The sequence below is a fragment of the Formosa agariphila KMM 3901 genome (assembly GCF_000723205.1).
GTDB classification, from domain to species: domain Bacteria; phylum Bacteroidota; class Bacteroidia; order Flavobacteriales; family Flavobacteriaceae; genus Formosa; species Formosa agariphila.
Genome location: NZ_HG315671.1, coordinates 1,731,394 through 1,746,646, shown reverse-complemented (window position 1 = coordinate 1,746,646; position 15,253 = coordinate 1,731,394). Strand labels below are relative to the sequence as shown.

Below are 15,253 nucleotides of genomic sequence, written 5' to 3'. Positions count from 1 at the left end.
TTCAAAAGTTGCTTTTTCGTATAAAATAACAGATAAGCCATGTATGCTTTGTTATATTTGCAAAAAATTAAATTTCTTATGAATTCAGTATTAAAAACATTGCGTATTGTTGGTTTTTTAGAAGGTGTCTCTTACATTCTTTTATTGGGTATTGCAGTTCCTGTTAAATATGCTTTAGAAGACCCTACATATGTAAAACTATTAGGAATGCCACATGGTTTATTATTTGTTGCTTATGTTGTTTTAGCCATTTTAGTAGGTATAGAATTAAAGTGGAACGCAAAAACCATGGCTTTAGTTTTATTAGCGTCTTTAGTCCCTTTCGGTACTTTTATTGCTGATTCAAAATATTTTAAACCAGCTTCATAAAATGGAAGACATTACAACTTACTTTCACGACTATTTTATTGCTTTAGATATTGCTAAAACGTCGGCCGAATACCTCAATATGATTGTGTTATTGGCTATACTATTAGTTATATTATTTATCTCAGATTTTATATCTAGAAAGATTATACTTCAAGCATTTTCTACTTTCGCTGCAAAATCGAAAACCAATTTCGACGATTTATTAGTAAGTCATAAAGCGCCAAGAAATGTTGCACATATTGTACCTCTAATTATTGCTTTAAAATGCGTACCTATTGTATTTGTTGATTTTCCTGCGTTTGAAACTATAGTTGAATTGTTATTAAAGCTATATAACGTTGTCCTTGTTATTTGGATTATTAGAAGTGTATTACGCACTTTAGAATCTTACTTTAAAACTATTCCTAGTTTAAAAGACAAACCTATAGATAGTTATATACAAGTGCTCATGTTATTTCTTTGGCTTGTTGGTATTGCGTTTATATTTGTTTTGCTTACTGGAATCGAAATTAAAACTTTCTTTACCACATTAGGAGCTGCTTCTGCTGTGTTATTATTAATCTTTAAAGACACAATTCTTGGTTTTGTTGCTAGTATTCAGGTCGCTATAAACGATACTGTTCGTATAGGAGATTGGATTACTATGGATAAGTTTGGTGCCGATGGTGATGTTATTGAAATTAACTTAAATACACTTCAAGTTCAGAATTTTGATAAAACCATAACTTACATTCCAACATATGCACTTATATCAGAATCGTTTAAAAACTGGAGAGGGATGAGCTCCTCTGGAGGAAGACGAATTAAACGTGCAATAATAATTAAAGCAAAAAGTGTTCATTATTTAACCGATGAAAAAATTGAAGAACTTAAAAAAATTCAATTAATATCTGATTATTTAGGTCAAAGACAAGAGGATATTACTAGTTATAATACCACTAATAACGCTGATAAATCGGTATTAATTAATGGTAGAAACATGACGAATTTGGGTGTGTTTAGAAAATATATCCAGAATTATATTGAAAGTCATTCTGCAATAAACAAAGACATGACCATTATGACACGTCAGCTTGCTCCTACGCCTCAAGGGCTTCCTTTAGAGATATATGCCTTTAGTAGTGACAAACGCTGGCAGAATTACGAATATATCATGTCTGATATCTTTGATCATTCACTAGCAGCTGTACCTTATTTTGATTTAGAAATCTATGAGTTATCAAATTACTCACCAGAATTATCAGAATAAATAGAATATTTAAGACATAAAAAAAGCCGGAGTATTTAATAATACTCGGCTTTTTTATAGAATTTTTTTAGAGGTTTAATCTACTTGTGCTTTTGCATCTTCAATCATTTCTTCATTAGCTGAAACTCCAATCTCTACACGACGGTTTTTAGTTCGTCCTTCTTCTGTAGCGTTATCAAATCTTGGTTTAGTTTCTCCATATGCTGTAACGTCAAAACGATCACCAGTTACACCTTTACTTTTTAAGTATGTAACTACAGACTGTGCTCTCTTTTCAGATAAAGTCATGTTATAAGCATCGTTTCCTGTATTATCTGTATGTCCTTCAACTAATAAGTTTGTATCAGGAAATTCAATAAATACTTCTGCAATAGCATCTAAATTTTCTTTAGCTTTAGCTGTTAAATCTGCTTTATTGGTTGCGAAAGTCACTCCACTTTTATCATCAAAAACAACTTGAATTCCTTCACCTACACGATTAACTTCTGCTCCAGGAAGAGCTTCTTCAATCTTGTCTGCTTGTTTATCCATACTGTGACCAATAACTCCACCTGCTGCACCACCTACTGCTGCACCAATTAGCGCTCCTGTAATGTTACCACCTATAAGACCTCCAATTAAGGCACCTCCGGCAACACCTAATCCTGCTCCTTTTTGTGTGTCATTTGCATTTTTAAGTGAATCGCAACTCACAAAAGATAAAGAAAACACTAAAGCTAGTGCCATTAATATACTTGTTGATTTTTTCATGTTTATTTATTTAATTATATTAAATTATTACATTTCAATACTATCCGAAGTCTTGTTATAAGTTAAAATAACATCAAATGGATTTCCTTCATATTCAGACGGAACTTTAAGAACCATCATATTATCACTAATTTCTTGAATCGTTCCACGGTATCCAGATTTTACATTCTTCGCTTTAATATCGTCACCTACATATTTAAATTGAAACTGTGTAAATCCGTCTGCAGATTCTAAAAACGACCAATGAATAGTTTGCGTATACGCATCGCAAACAGAACTGTTTACATTAGTAGAAAATTTTCCTGAACCATTGTTTGGAATAAACACCCACTCTCCACCTTTAAAACAAGATGAATCTGCTAAATCGAATAAAAAGGCTTTATATAATCCTTTATCTCCTACAAATTTTACGTTTGTTACTTCCCAAGTTCCTTTTAGCATTTTTTTACTTGGCTGGCTTGCTGTTGTCGACTTAGTCCCTGAGCACGAAAACACTAGAAGCGCTAAAGTCATGTAAATTATTTTTTTCATATTTAAAATGGTTATTTATTAATTAATACTAATTTAATATTTTTAGTTCACTATTTATTCATTTTACTTAAAAAACGTAATAAAAGGATTACTTCCTTATTATTGATTACTTAAACGGTCTTTTACAAATTCAATTTCGGTTTTACCATGTGGCTTAGATTTTCCATCTTCACCTAAATTCACCATAATAATATTTTCCACTTCAATAATAGTTTCTCGTGTCATTTTATTTCGGACTTCACATTTTAGGGTTAAAGATGATTTACCAAATTTTTTCACACTAATACCTATTTCTATAATATCGCCTTGTTTTGCAGAACTCACAAAATTAATTTCAGACATATATTTAGTTACAACTCTACTATTCTCTAATTGAATTATAGAATACAAAGCAGCTTCTTCGTCTATCCAAGCTAATAGCGTACCTCCAAATAATGTTCCGTTAGCGTTTAAATCTTCTGGTTTTACCCATTTTCTGGTATGAAATCTCATAAAAATTATTTTTTATGTAAAGGTAAATTAATAATTGTTCATAACAAGGTTAACAACTAATAGCGTCAACAAAATTATGAAATCAGATAATTAATAATTTTAGTAAAAATGTTTAATATTATGACAACAAGACACAACAATCTTAAAGCTATTCGCCCCGCGACCTCGTATGGCAAGCTAAATGAAAACATGAGTAGTGCCGAACGTTTTCAAAACGAAACATTACGGCCTATTATTAAATTTCAGGAAGACTTAGTTATTGAAGTTCTTAAAAATTACATTACTAAACACAAAAGCATGTTCTATGATTTAACCACATCAAAAAAGATTATTTACATTGAAAATGCCATACAGAAAGACATTAAGTTCAGAAATTCTATTAAAGGTATGATTATCGGACAGTTTACTGTCGAGGAATATTTAACCTATATTGAAAATTCTTCTACTCTAAATAAACGTATGATGAATATTGTTAAAGAACAACTTATAAATAACATTCAGGTGTTCGATATTCAACAACTTGCAAAGGTTATTTAACTACAAATTCTATATTATATGAGCGATTCTCCGTTAATATTTGTGGTTAACACGTCGCTCATATAATTAAAATACGGTCTAATTATTTTAAAAGAATTATTAACCTCCTCAAGAAATCCCGGTGCAAGCACTTCTTTGTCGGTAAAAGATTTAGTGAAAATAAATTGTTTTTTTCTAATCAGGTCAATATCTGTATGGGTTTTATCAAATCCTTTAGGTGCCATTTTAAGTTCATCGCCTTCTAAATCTCCCCAAGTCGATTTAAATTTAGCATCTGCCATAATATCTCTCATTTCTTGAGCATCGACTTCAAATTCTTTTCGAATACGAAGTAAATCTTCTTTATTAGGATCCCAAAATCCTACTGCAATAAACGATTTATTATTGGGCTGTATTTGTAAATAATAACCGCCTCTTAAATTCGGTTTTGTACGATGAATAGAACCTCCAAAATGTGTTTTGTACGGGGTTTTATTTTTTGAGAATCTTACGTCTCTATAAATTCTGAAAATTTTCACAGCATCGACATCATCGTGTGTTTTTAACAACGTAAATAATGTATTATACGCTTCTTTTATCTCTTGTTCAACAGCTCTAAATTCAGCTTTATGCTCTTGAAACCATATTCTATCGTTATTTTGTTCTAATTCAGTTAAATAATCAAGTACACGTTTAGAAATCATATCATACATTTTTGTTAGGCTAAAGATATAAAAAAGCCCTAGTAAACTAGGGCTGTAGCAAATTAAACATGCTGTTTTTATTTTATTAAAGTATATACTTTAGATACAATTTCGTTTGTTTTTTTATCGAATTGTTGTACTATAAAATTTCCTTCTTCATCAAAATAACCAATTCCTGTTTTTCCGTTATCATTCAAAACAAATTGGGTTTCATCAGCATCAGATTGTTCAACTTTAGTAGGTTTGGTACTTGCTGAATCAGAAATTAAAAATCCGTTTTCATGCATACTAAATTGACATACTTTTCCGTCTAATTCATATTTCATTGATTTATTATTTGCAGTAAACGGACTATTATCAGTAACACGAACAGTTTCTGTAACCTGTGCAGGTGCATCTACTCGACTCTGATTGATTTTATTTTTATCACCTTCAGCCAGTTTCACATCTTGTTCTTTACGTGTGTTATACTCTACAGTACTTTCTTTAATTTCAGTTCCTGTATTAACTTTTGTGGTGACTGTTTTTGTTTCTTCTATAACCTCTTTGGGTTGAGTTTGCGCATGTACTGTATACACAAATAACATGGCAAACATTACATATATCGTTTTCATGAGTGTTTATTTTAGATTAAAAATTATTTATTGTTTTCTTCTAACCATCTATTTCACTAAACCTTTTAAAAGTGAAAGCACAAAAAGCACTAAAAAAATGTAAAATATTATTTTAGCAATTCCTGCCGATGCTCCGGCAATGCCTCCAAATCCTAAAACCCCTGCGATTATTGCTATAATGATAAATATGATTGTCCAACGTAACATAATTTTATTTTTTAAATGATTAATATTTCAATTATATCATTAAAATTAATTATTTAATCACATGTAGAAGTCCTCTAACACAATTTGTTTTGACGCAAAACAATATGGAAGAATTTAAGTCAATTAATTGCATAACACACAATTAAGCTATTAACTTATTATGAATAGAGAAATGAATGTGAAGTATGAGGTGTAAAATTTAATTTAAAGTTTCGAATTCTACAGCATTTAAAATCAATCCTGAAGCAGGAGCGATATAGTCCATAACTTCTGTACTTTCGGGTTTAAGACTCTCTTTGATATAGTCTAATGTAATTTCGTTTTTGCCTAATTTTATTAGTGCGCCCATCATTAATCGAATCTGATTTCGCATAAAGCCTTTACCTTTAACGCGCAACATAAACGACTGTTCTGGGAAAAAACTCGCAGTAAACAATGTGTTTTCTACCAATTCGCAAGTATCGATTTCACGATTAAAAATCCCCGTGTCTGAAGGTTTGTAACAATAGGTTTTAAAATTATGAGCGCCTTCAAACAGCTTGGCTCCTAACCTCATTTTTTCAATATCTAACTCATCTAAAATTGTAGTCATAAACGGCGCACAAAACGGATGAAATTTAGCGCCATGTGCAAACACGTACACATATTCTTTCATTTTAGACGCGTTAATCACATTGAAATTTTTATCGACTTCAGTAATGGATAATGCTCTTAAATCTTGAGGCAAGTTGTAATTAAACAGTTCTAAAAACGCTACTTCATCTTCAATTTTATCTTCTAAAAATAATTCAAACGCGCCTTGTTGTGCAGAAACCATAGCGTCTGTTCTCCCAGAACCTAAGGTTTTAAACGGTTTACCATCCATAATATAACGCATGGTTTTATCAATCATAAGATGTACCGTCTTTAGTTTTGGCTGTTTTTGCCAACCGTGAAAACGATAGCCTAAATACTGAATTTCGATAAGATAAAAATAACGTTTATTCAACTGAAAAAGATTTTTATAAGGAGGTGCAAGTAACCGATTTTAGTAGACTTCTCAAAAAAATCACTACTTTTAAACCAAATTAAACCACTAATTATTTTAATTTATGACTAACGCGACTAAGCCACCTATTTGGTATTGGATTATAACTGGATTTTATTTACTCTGGAATGGATTGGGTGTTAATCAGTATTTTATACAATCTAATTCTATAGAAGCTCAAACCGAAGGCGTTGCCGAACTCCCTGTCTGGGTTATGCGTGCATACGCTGTAGCCGTCTTGTTTGGTTTTCTAGCAAGTATTTTACTAATGGCTAGAAGAAAATTTGCATATCCTATAGCACTAACTTCGTTAATAGCGGTAATTGCACAAATGGGATATCTGTTTTTTGTAGTTAAACCACCTAGCTTAATTATGCCAATTTTAGTCTTAGTTTTTTCGGTAGGATTACTATTTTTTTCTAAGTATTCTAAATCTAAAAATTTGCTGGCCTAAAAACCAAATCACCATATATAAAAAAAGGAGAATGTAGCACGCTAGATTCTCCTTTTTAATAACTTCTATTTTTCTCTTCCTTTTAATACGTCGATAACATCTTTAATTTCGAAATCTTTGGCTTGAAGTAAAATTAAGTAATGAAATAACAAATCGGCACTTTCGTTTAAGAACAAATTATCGTCGTTATCTTTTGCTTCAATAACAACTTCTACCGCTTCCTCTCCTACTTTCTGTGCAATTTTATTGATTCCTTTTTCAAACAATGAAGACACATACGATTTTGAAGCATCCGAATTTAATCGTCTGTCTTTAATCACATCTTCTAAATGCGAGATAAATCCGTACGATTCTTCGTTTGGTTCTCCCCAACACGTATCTGTTCCTTTATGGCATGTTGGTCCTTTTGGAAGTACAGAAACTAATAATGTATCGTTATCGCAATCTAATTTAATATCAACTAAATTTAAGACATTTCCACTTTCTTCACCTTTAGTCCATAAGCGATTTTTAGTTCTGCTAAAAAAAGTAACTAATTTAGTTGCTTTGGTTTTCTCTAGTGCTTCGGCATTCATATATCCTAACATCAACACTTGCTTTGTTGAAGCGTCTTGTACGATAGCTGGCACTAATCCGTCGTTATTTTTATTGAAATCTATATTCATTACTCTTATTTTGAATCGTAAAATATTACAATCTTACGGCTATATTATTATTCTTTAATTCGTCTTTTAATTCTGAAATAGGAATTTCCCCAAAGTGAAATACGCTTGCAGCAAGTGCGGCATCTGCCTTTCCATCTTTAAACGTATCTACAAAATGTTGCATGGTTCCTGCACCTCCCGAAGCAATAATTGGAATATTTAACATACCCGACAATTTTGCTAAGGCCTCGTTTGCAAAACCGTTTTTAGTGCCATCGTGATTCATCGAAGTGAATAAAATTTCACCAGCACCTAATGCTTCAACTTGCTTTGCCCATTCAAATAAATCGATATCGGTTGGAATACTTCCTCCTGCCAAATGCACTTTCCATTGTCCATCCATTTCTTTAGCGTCAATTGCAACAACCACACACTGACTTCCGAATTTTTCGGCCAATTCTTTAACCAATTCTGGGCGTTTTACAGCCGAAGAATTTATAGACACTTTATCTGCCCCACACTGTAATAAAGCATCGACATGTTCTATTGAAGAAATACCGCCACCCACAGTAAAGGGTATATTCACCTGTTCTGCAACATGCAATACCATATCTAATGTTGTTCCTCGACCTTCTAAAGTTGCCGAGATATCTAAAAACACCAACTCGTCTGCACCTTTTAAAGCATATTGTTTTGCCAATTCTACCGGATCACCAGCATCAATTAAATCGACAAAATTTACACCTTTTACGGTTCTTCCATTTTTAATATCCAAACAAGGGATAATTCGTTTTGTAAGCATATTAATTTATTGAGAGTTTACAACCAGTTTTTCTAAATCCTTCATACTGATTTTGTTTTCGTAAATCGCTTTACCAATAATCACACCTTCGCATCCTAATTCCTTTAATTTTGGTAATTCTTCTTTACTAGAAATTCCACCTGAAGCAATTAGTTTAATGTTTGGATTTTCGGCAATAATCTTTTTATATAAATCGAATGAAGGGCCTTCTAGCATACCGTCTTTAGAGATATCGGTACAAATTACATACTGAATACCTTTACTCATATAGCCTTTTATAAACGGAGTAACTTCTAAACTACTTTCTTCCAACCAACCACTAATAGCTACTTTTTCGTTTTTAGCATCGGCACCCAGAATAATTTTCTGACTTCCGTATTTTTGAATCCAGCTTTCGAACATTGTACTGTCTTTAACAGCAATACTTCCGCCAGTAATTTGTTTTGCTCCAGAACTAAAAGCAATATGTAAATCTTCGTTCGTTTTTAAACCACCTCCAAAATCTACTTTTAAGTTTGTTTTTGAAGCAATTTGGTCTAAAACCTTATAGTTTATAATTGTACTTGCTTTTGCACCATCTAAATCTACTAAGTGTAAATACTCTACACCTGCATCTTCAAAACTCTTAGCTACTTCTAATGGATTTTCGTTATATATTTTCTTTGTATCGTAATCTCCTTTAGTTAAACGGACGCATTTTCCGTCTATAATATCTATGGCTGGTATAATTCTCATTAGTTACGTATTAATCAGTTTATGATTCTAGATTTAAAAAATTCTCAAGCAATTTAGCGCCTGCAATACTGCTTTTTTCTGGATGAAATTGCACACCATAAAAGTTGTTATGTTTTACGGCTGTTGTATAGTTTCCATTATAATTGGTTGTTGCAATGGCCTCTTTACAATCTTCTGCATAATAGCTATGCACTAAATACATATAAGATTCTTCAGGAATATCTTTAAATAAATCGGACTTTAAATTAGTAATGGTATTCCACCCCATTTGCGGTACTTTTACCGTATTGGAGAAACGTTTTACATCGACTTGAAAAATCCCTAATCCTTCCGTATTTCCTTCTTCAGTAGTTTTACACATTAATTGCATCCCTAAACAAATTCCTAAAACAGGTTGTGTTAACGTCGGAATTAATTTGTCTAACTTACTATTTTTAAGCATTTTTAAAGCGGAACTCGCCTCACCAACACCAGGAAAAATAACACGATCTGCTTTTCTAATCGTTTCCGGATCGTTAGACAGTACTGCATCTATGCCTAAACGCTTAAATGCAAACTGAATACTTTTAATATTCCCGGCACCATAATCTATAATTACAACAGATTGAGCCCCTTCTAACTTCCCTGAAGAAGAGGAACTCTCACTTGTATGCTGTAAATTTTCTTTATTTAAACTCATATTCTTTATTCTTTTCACTCCCAAAAACACAAGAGTATCTCTTCCATTTGGGAAGATTAAGATGAACTTCTATTTTACAACATCCCTTTAGTTGATGGTAAAATCATTTTTTCTACATCGCGCTTTACTGCCATTTTTATTGCTTTTGCAAAAGCCTTAAAAATAGCTTCAATTTTATGATGCTCGTTAGTCCCTTCTGCTTTTATGTTTAGATTACATTTTGCTCCATCGGTAAACGATTTAAAGAAATGATAAAACATTTCTGTTGGCATTTTACCAACCATTTCACGTTTAAAATCGGCTTCCCAAACTAACCAGTTTCTTCCTCCAAAATCGATACCAGCAGAAGCTAAACAATCGTCCATTGGTAAATAAAAACCGTAGCGTTCTATTCCTAATTTATTTCCTAAAACAGTATTAAATAATTCGCCTAAAGCAATAGCTGTATCTTCAATAGTATGATGTTCGTCTACTTCTAAATCACCATCCACTTTTATATTTAAATCTAATTGCCCATGACGCGCAATTTGATCTAGCATATGATCGAAAAATGCGATTCCTGTTTCAATATTACTTTTACCAGTTCCGTCTAAATTTAAATCAATTTTAATTTTGGTTTCGTTGGTATTTCGTTCTATGCTTCCTGTACGATCTTCAACCTTTAAATGTTTATAAATGGCTTCCCAATCGTTAGATTCTAAGCTAATAAAATCATTTAAAGCCTCACGTTTAACGGTAATTTCATCAGTACCAAGATTTGTATTATCGTTAATAAAAATCCCTTTAGACCCTAAGTTTTTTGCTAATTCAATATCGGTTAAACGATCACCAATAACATACGAATTCTCTAAATCGTAAGCTTCAGAAAAATATTTTGTTAACAAGCCCGTATTAGGTTTACGTGTAGGTGCATTGTCTTTTGCGAAGGTTCTATCGATAAATTGCTCTTTAAATTCTACACCTTCATTTTTAAAGGCTTCAAGAATAAAATTATGAACAGGCCAAAATGTATCTTCAGGATATACGTCTGTTCCTAAACCATCTTGGTTTGTAATCATTACGATTTCATAGTCCAATTCTTTCGCAATTTTACTTAAATATTGAAAGACTTTCGGATAGAATTCTAACTTCTCGAAACTATCAATTTGTTCGTCGGCAGGTTCTCTTATAATCGTTCCATCACGATCTATAAATAGTACTTTTTGTTTCATTGTAACTTGGTAAGTGCGGTGATTAGCGTTTTATTTTCTGATGGTGTTCCAACGGTTAAACGTAAACAATTTTCGCATAACGGTTGCGTTGTTCGGTTACGAACTACAACACCTTCTTTTATTAATTGATTATAGCGTTTAGTGGCGTCGTCTACTTTTACGAGTACGAAATTAGTATCTGACGGATATATTTTTTCGACATAAGCAATAGATTTTAATTCTGAAATTAAACGACTACGCTCAATTAAAATAGAATCAATTTCATCACTAATAACATCGGTTTGTTTTAACAATTCTACCGCTTTATTTTGCGTTAACACATTAATATTATACGGCGGTTTAATTGTATTTAAAACTTTTATAATTTCTTCTGAAGCATAGCACAGTCCCAATCTTATTCCCGCCATACCATACGCTTTAGATAAAGTTTGGGTAATGACTAAGTTTGGAAATTCACTTAAGCGATCTAACCAACTGTCTTGATTAGAAAAATCGATGTAAGCTTCATCTATAACCACTATACCTTCAAATTTCTTTAATAAGGCTTCTACTTCGTGGTCCTTAAAACTGTTTCCTGACGGATTGTTAGGCGAACATAAAAACAATATTTTACTATTTGAATCGGCTACTTTTAAAATCTGATCCCCTTCTGGTTGAAAATCTTCAGACAATAAAACCTTTCTTGTTTCTACAGCGTTTAAATTTGCCAACACCTCGTACATCCCGTAAGTTGGAGGTAAAATAATGATGTTATCTTTATTAGGTTCGCAAAATGCTCGCACTAATAAATCCAACACTTCGTCACTTCCGTTACCTAATAAAATATTAGATTTTGAAATGTTTTTTATTTCAGATAAAAGGTCCTTTACCGCATTTTGTTGCGGGTCAGGATAACGATTTACACCATTATTAAACGGATTCTCGTTTGCATCTATAAACACCATATTACTGGTTTCTTCTTGAAACTCGTCTCTAGCAGAAGAATATGCTTTTAGTGCTTTTATGGAAGGTCTTAAAAGATCTTGTACAGTTGCCATTAGTTTTTATTTAAATCGTTTAATCGTAAAGTCACTGCATTTTTGTGTGCTTCTAACCCTTCGGCAGCCGCCATTTTTTCAATAATCGGACCTAAATCTAATAAACCTTTATCTGTTATTTTCTGAAATGTGATACTCTTTAAAAAACTATCTAAATTAACGCCAGAATATGCTTTACAAAAACCGTTTGTTGGTAATGTATGATTGGTTCCCGAAGCGTAATCTCCGGCACTTTCAGGTGTATAATTCCCGATAAATACGGAACCTGCATTTCGAATTCCATTTACAAACAGGTCTTCGTTTTTAGAACAAATAATAAAGTGTTCTGGTGCATATTCATTTATTAAATCTAAAGCAATCTCGTCGTTTTCGACTAAAATTAGCTTAGAATTCGCAATGGCTTTCTTCGCAATATCGTGTCGTGGTAATTGTTCTATTTGGACATCTACGGCTTTTAATACATCGTCTATCATGGTTTTAGAAGTAGATACTAAAATCACCTGACTATCTGCCCCGTGTTCTGCTTGACTTAATAAATCTGAAGCCACAAAAGGCGGATTTGCACTATCGTCTGCAACTACTAACAATTCGCTTGGTCCTGCAGGCATATCGATAGCGACACCGTATTTAGTAGCCAATTGCTTAGCAACCGTTACAAACTGATTTCCTGGACCGAAAATTTTATAGACTTGAGGTATGTTTTCCGTACCAAACGTTAAGCCGGCAATGGCCTGAATCCCTCCTACTTTAATAATTTTTGAAACCCCACATAAATCGGCAGCAAATAAAATTTCGTTTGCAATTTTACCTGAAGCATTTGGTGGCGAACATAAAACGATTTCTCTACAACCTGCAATTTTTGCAGGAATAGCTAACATTAAAACGGTAGAAAACAAAGGCGCTGTTCCTCCTGGAATATATAACCCAATTTTTTCTATTGCTCGTTTTTCTTGCCAGCAGTGCACTCCCACCATAGTTTCAACTTCTACTTTAGAAGTTTTTTGAGCGGCATGAAAACGTTCAATGTTTTTATAAGCTATCGTTATCGCATCTTTTAAATCTGCTGACACTTGACTTTTAGCAAATTCAATTTCATCCGAGCTCACTAAATTAGTATCTAAAGTCACGCCGTCGAAACGCTCAGTGTATTTTGCTATAGCTTTATCCCCATTCTGTTTAACATCATCAAAAATCTGAGTAACCGTATTTTCAATGTCATTTACAGTTTGCGTAGGACGTTGTAAAATGTCTGACCAATCTGCTTTATTGGGATTTTCAATAATTTTCATTGTATGTTTCTTTAATTATAAAACCATATTATCGATAGGACAAACTAGAATACCTTCTGCGCCATGTCCTTTAAGTTCGTCGATAATTTCCCAAAATTTATTTTTGTCGATTACAGTGTGAACAGAGCTCCATCCTTCTTGTGCTAAAGGTAATACTGTTGGGCTTTTCATACCCGGTAAAATGGCAATAATTTCGTCTAATTTATCATTCGGTGCGTTTAATAACACATATTTAGAACGACGCCCTTTTAAAACAGATTCTATTCTAAATTTTATGATGTTTAGAATGTCTGAATTAGCTTCAGAAATTAATGGTGAAGAGGCTAAAACTGCTTCAGATTTTAATAAGACTTCAACTTCTTTTAATCCATTTTTAAACAAGGTACTTCCACTAGAAACAATATCTACAATGGCATCTGCTAACCCAATATTAGGAGCAATTTCTACAGAACCATTAATAATATGTAACTGAGCATTTACATTGTTTTTATCTAAGAATTGTTGTACCGTATTTGGGTAAGATGTTGCGATACGTTTACCTTCCAAATCTTGCATACTAGCATACTTAGCCGATTTTGGAACAGCGATAGAAACCTTGCAAGACGAAAATCCTAATTTTTGTACAATTTGGATGTCTCCACCTTTTTCAATTAAAACATTCTCACCAATAATAGCGGCATCTACAACACCATCTTTTAAATACTGAGGAATATCTCCGTTACGTAAATAAAACACCTCTAAAGGGAAATTTTTAGCCGATGCTTTTAATTGATCTCTTCCATTATCTATAGAAATTCCTATGTCTTTAAGGATTTGCATAGATTCGTCGTAAAGTCGACCTGATTTTTGGACTGCAATTTTTAATTTACTCATTTTGTTGATTAATGTGGTTTGAGTAACATCATATGGAGAAAAATAAAAACCCCATCTGATTAACTCAAACGGGGTTTAAAAATATATTATTTTGAAAATTATTCAATACACTTTCAGCTCGTCTAAGTACAAGTATGAAAATGATGATGATGTAATTGAATAAAGTTCATGTTCTTTTTTTGTTATACACAAATATTCAAAAATTTAAAACACTTATGCAAGTTTTAAACTAAAAAATATTAATTAATTATTGATTTCCAAGTATAATCGGTAATCCGCTATCACCTGAACCAATTACAATGACTTTAGAATTTGGAGATTCAGATAATTTAACTGTAGCTTCAATTCCTTTATCTTGTAAAATTTTATCATTTAAAGACTCACTTAAAATTCTGTTTGCATCAGCTTTACCTTGTGCTTCAATAATTTGTTTCTGAGCTTCTTTTTGAGCTGTAACTAATCTAAATTCATATTCTAAAGATTCTTGCTCTTGCTTTAATTTACGCTCGATAGCATCTTTAATTGTAGAAGGTAATGTTACATCTCTAACTAATATCTGATTTAATTGAATGTATTGATCAGCTACAATACTTTTTGTTTCATCAAAAATTTCTTGCTGAATTGCATCACGCTTACTAGAATATAATTGTTCTGGTGTATAACGTCCCACTACACTTCTTGCTGCCGAACGAATGGCAGGAAGTAAAATACGTTCTTTATACATTTCACTTTTTTCTTGGTGAAGTTTTCCTAAATTTTCGAATTGTGGTTGAAACCACGCTGAAGCTTCTAATTTAATATCTAATCCATTAGAAGATAACACATTCATTTTTTCGTAAATTTCTTGTTGTCTCACTTCGTAAATAAAAACTCTGTTCCAAGGCGCAACAACATGAAACCCTTCACCTAAAGGTGGTTCATCTGTAACAACTCCGTCATCAAATGTTCTATATAATACTCCAGCTTCCCCTGAGTTTATGGTGATAGCCGATTTTGAAATTAATATGATTACTGCTACGATAGCAACAAGAATAGGCAATGCAATTTTAGGTAATTTATCCATTATATTT

At 32.4% G+C, this 15,253-nt stretch carries 20 protein-coding genes; 4 read left to right on the top strand and 16 right to left on the bottom strand.

The genetic code is table 11. The features are described 5' to 3' along the window. Positions 1-78 precede the first annotated feature (78 nt). Positions 79-369: a DUF3817 domain-containing protein gene (locus tag BN863_RS07505; protein WP_038533310.1), complete on the top strand. Its 291-nt coding sequence runs from the start codon at positions 79-81 to the stop codon at positions 367-369. A 1-nt stretch (position 370) separates the two neighbouring features. Continuing rightward, the gene (locus BN863_RS07500; RefSeq protein ID WP_038529220.1) at positions 371-1,618 is read left to right on the top strand and encodes a mechanosensitive ion channel family protein; all 1,248 of its coding nucleotides are present in this window, start codon (positions 371-373) and stop codon (positions 1,616-1,618) included. Positions 1,619-1,693: 75 nt separating this feature from the next. Here the strand turns inward: BN863_RS07500 and BN863_RS07495 are convergent, their stop codons facing one another. The 3 genes from BN863_RS07495 to BN863_RS07485 form a co-directional block, all read right to left on the bottom strand. Beyond that, entirely contained in the window at positions 1,694-2,368 is a 675-nt protein-coding gene (locus BN863_RS07495) for an OmpA family protein (RefSeq protein ID WP_038529218.1), read from the bottom strand. Positions 2,369-2,395: 27 nt separating this feature from the next. After that, positions 2,396-2,899, bottom strand: a complete 504-nt coding sequence (locus BN863_RS17975; protein WP_084817487.1) for a lipocalin family protein — start codon at positions 2,897-2,899, stop codon at positions 2,396-2,398. Between the two features lie 99 nt (positions 2,900-2,998). Continuing rightward, positions 2,999-3,391: an acyl-CoA thioesterase gene (locus tag BN863_RS07485; RefSeq protein ID WP_038529216.1), complete on the bottom strand. Its 393-nt coding sequence runs from the start codon at positions 3,389-3,391 to the stop codon at positions 2,999-3,001. A gap of 120 nt (positions 3,392-3,511) precedes the next feature. Here BN863_RS07485 and BN863_RS07480 point away from each other — a divergent pair, with 120 nt between their 5' ends. Then, the gene (locus BN863_RS07480; protein WP_038529214.1) at positions 3,512-3,928 is read left to right on the top strand and encodes a hypothetical protein; all 417 of its coding nucleotides are present in this window, start codon (positions 3,512-3,514) and stop codon (positions 3,926-3,928) included. A gap of 14 nt (positions 3,929-3,942) precedes the next feature. Here the strand turns inward: BN863_RS07480 and BN863_RS07475 are convergent, their stop codons facing one another. From BN863_RS07475 to BN863_RS07460, 4 genes are all read right to left on the bottom strand, one after another. Continuing rightward, a complete protein-coding gene (locus tag BN863_RS07475; RefSeq protein WP_038529212.1) occupies positions 3,943-4,620 on the bottom strand; it encodes a DUF2461 domain-containing protein in 678 nt (225 codons plus the stop codon). 68 nt (positions 4,621-4,688) lie between these two features. Then, positions 4,689-5,225, bottom strand: coding sequence for a hypothetical protein (locus tag BN863_RS07470; protein ID WP_038529211.1), 537 nt, complete (start codon positions 5,223-5,225; stop codon positions 4,689-4,691). 48 nt (positions 5,226-5,273) lie between these two features. Continuing rightward, on the bottom strand, positions 5,274-5,432 hold the full coding sequence (locus tag BN863_RS18245; RefSeq protein ID WP_038529209.1) for a DUF1328 domain-containing protein: 159 nt from the start codon (positions 5,430-5,432) through the stop codon (positions 5,274-5,276). Between the two features lie 199 nt (positions 5,433-5,631). Next, positions 5,632-6,420 carry a tRNA pseudouridine synthase A gene (locus tag BN863_RS07460; protein ID WP_038529207.1) on the bottom strand — a complete coding sequence of 263 codons (789 nt, stop codon included), beginning with the start codon at positions 6,418-6,420 and terminating at the stop codon, positions 5,632-5,634. A gap of 103 nt (positions 6,421-6,523) precedes the next feature. Here BN863_RS07460 and BN863_RS07455 point away from each other — a divergent pair, with 103 nt between their 5' ends. Further along, positions 6,524-6,913, top strand: a complete 390-nt coding sequence (locus tag BN863_RS07455; RefSeq protein WP_038529205.1) for a hypothetical protein — start codon at positions 6,524-6,526, stop codon at positions 6,911-6,913. A gap of 65 nt (positions 6,914-6,978) precedes the next feature. On the opposite strand, the gene hisIE is transcribed toward BN863_RS07455, so the two are convergent. From hisIE to BN863_RS07410, 9 genes are all read right to left on the bottom strand, one after another. Continuing rightward, the gene (gene hisIE / locus BN863_RS07450) at positions 6,979-7,578 is read right to left on the bottom strand and encodes a bifunctional phosphoribosyl-AMP cyclohydrolase/phosphoribosyl-ATP diphosphatase HisIE (RefSeq protein ID WP_038529204.1); all 600 of its coding nucleotides are present in this window, start codon (positions 7,576-7,578) and stop codon (positions 6,979-6,981) included. 25 nt (positions 7,579-7,603) lie between these two features. Further along, positions 7,604-8,359 carry an imidazole glycerol phosphate synthase subunit HisF gene (hisF, locus tag BN863_RS07445; RefSeq protein ID WP_038529202.1) on the bottom strand — a complete coding sequence of 252 codons (756 nt, stop codon included), beginning with the start codon at positions 8,357-8,359 and terminating at the stop codon, positions 7,604-7,606. 6 nt (positions 8,360-8,365) lie between these two features. Next, entirely contained in the window at positions 8,366-9,094 is a 729-nt protein-coding gene (gene hisA, locus BN863_RS07440) for a 1-(5-phosphoribosyl)-5-[(5-phosphoribosylamino)methylideneamino]imidazole-4-carboxamide isomerase (RefSeq protein WP_038529200.1), read from the bottom strand. Between the two features lie 19 nt (positions 9,095-9,113). Continuing rightward, positions 9,114-9,773 carry an imidazole glycerol phosphate synthase subunit HisH gene (gene hisH / locus BN863_RS07435; protein WP_084817486.1) on the bottom strand — a complete coding sequence of 220 codons (660 nt, stop codon included), beginning with the start codon at positions 9,771-9,773 and terminating at the stop codon, positions 9,114-9,116. Between the two features lie 74 nt (positions 9,774-9,847). Further along, positions 9,848-10,984, bottom strand: coding sequence for a bifunctional histidinol-phosphatase/imidazoleglycerol-phosphate dehydratase HisB (gene hisB, locus BN863_RS07430; RefSeq protein ID WP_038529198.1), 1,137 nt, complete (start codon positions 10,982-10,984; stop codon positions 9,848-9,850). Next, entirely contained in the window at positions 10,981-12,021 is a 1,041-nt protein-coding gene (gene hisC, locus BN863_RS07425; RefSeq protein ID WP_038529196.1) for a histidinol-phosphate transaminase, read from the bottom strand. The genes hisB and hisC overlap by 4 nt, the downstream gene beginning before the upstream one ends. Beyond that, positions 12,021-13,310: a histidinol dehydrogenase gene (gene hisD / locus BN863_RS07420; RefSeq protein WP_038529194.1), complete on the bottom strand. Its 1,290-nt coding sequence runs from the start codon at positions 13,308-13,310 to the stop codon at positions 12,021-12,023. The genes hisC and hisD overlap by 1 nt, the downstream gene beginning before the upstream one ends. Positions 13,311-13,325: 15 nt before the next feature. Beyond that, positions 13,326-14,183, bottom strand: a complete 858-nt coding sequence (gene hisG, locus BN863_RS07415) for an ATP phosphoribosyltransferase (protein WP_038529192.1) — start codon at positions 14,181-14,183, stop codon at positions 13,326-13,328. A 247-nt stretch (positions 14,184-14,430) separates the two neighbouring features. Further along, positions 14,431-15,246 carry a prohibitin family protein gene (locus BN863_RS07410; protein ID WP_038529190.1) on the bottom strand — a complete coding sequence of 272 codons (816 nt, stop codon included), beginning with the start codon at positions 15,244-15,246 and terminating at the stop codon, positions 14,431-14,433. Between the last annotated feature and the right edge of the window lie 7 nt (positions 15,247-15,253).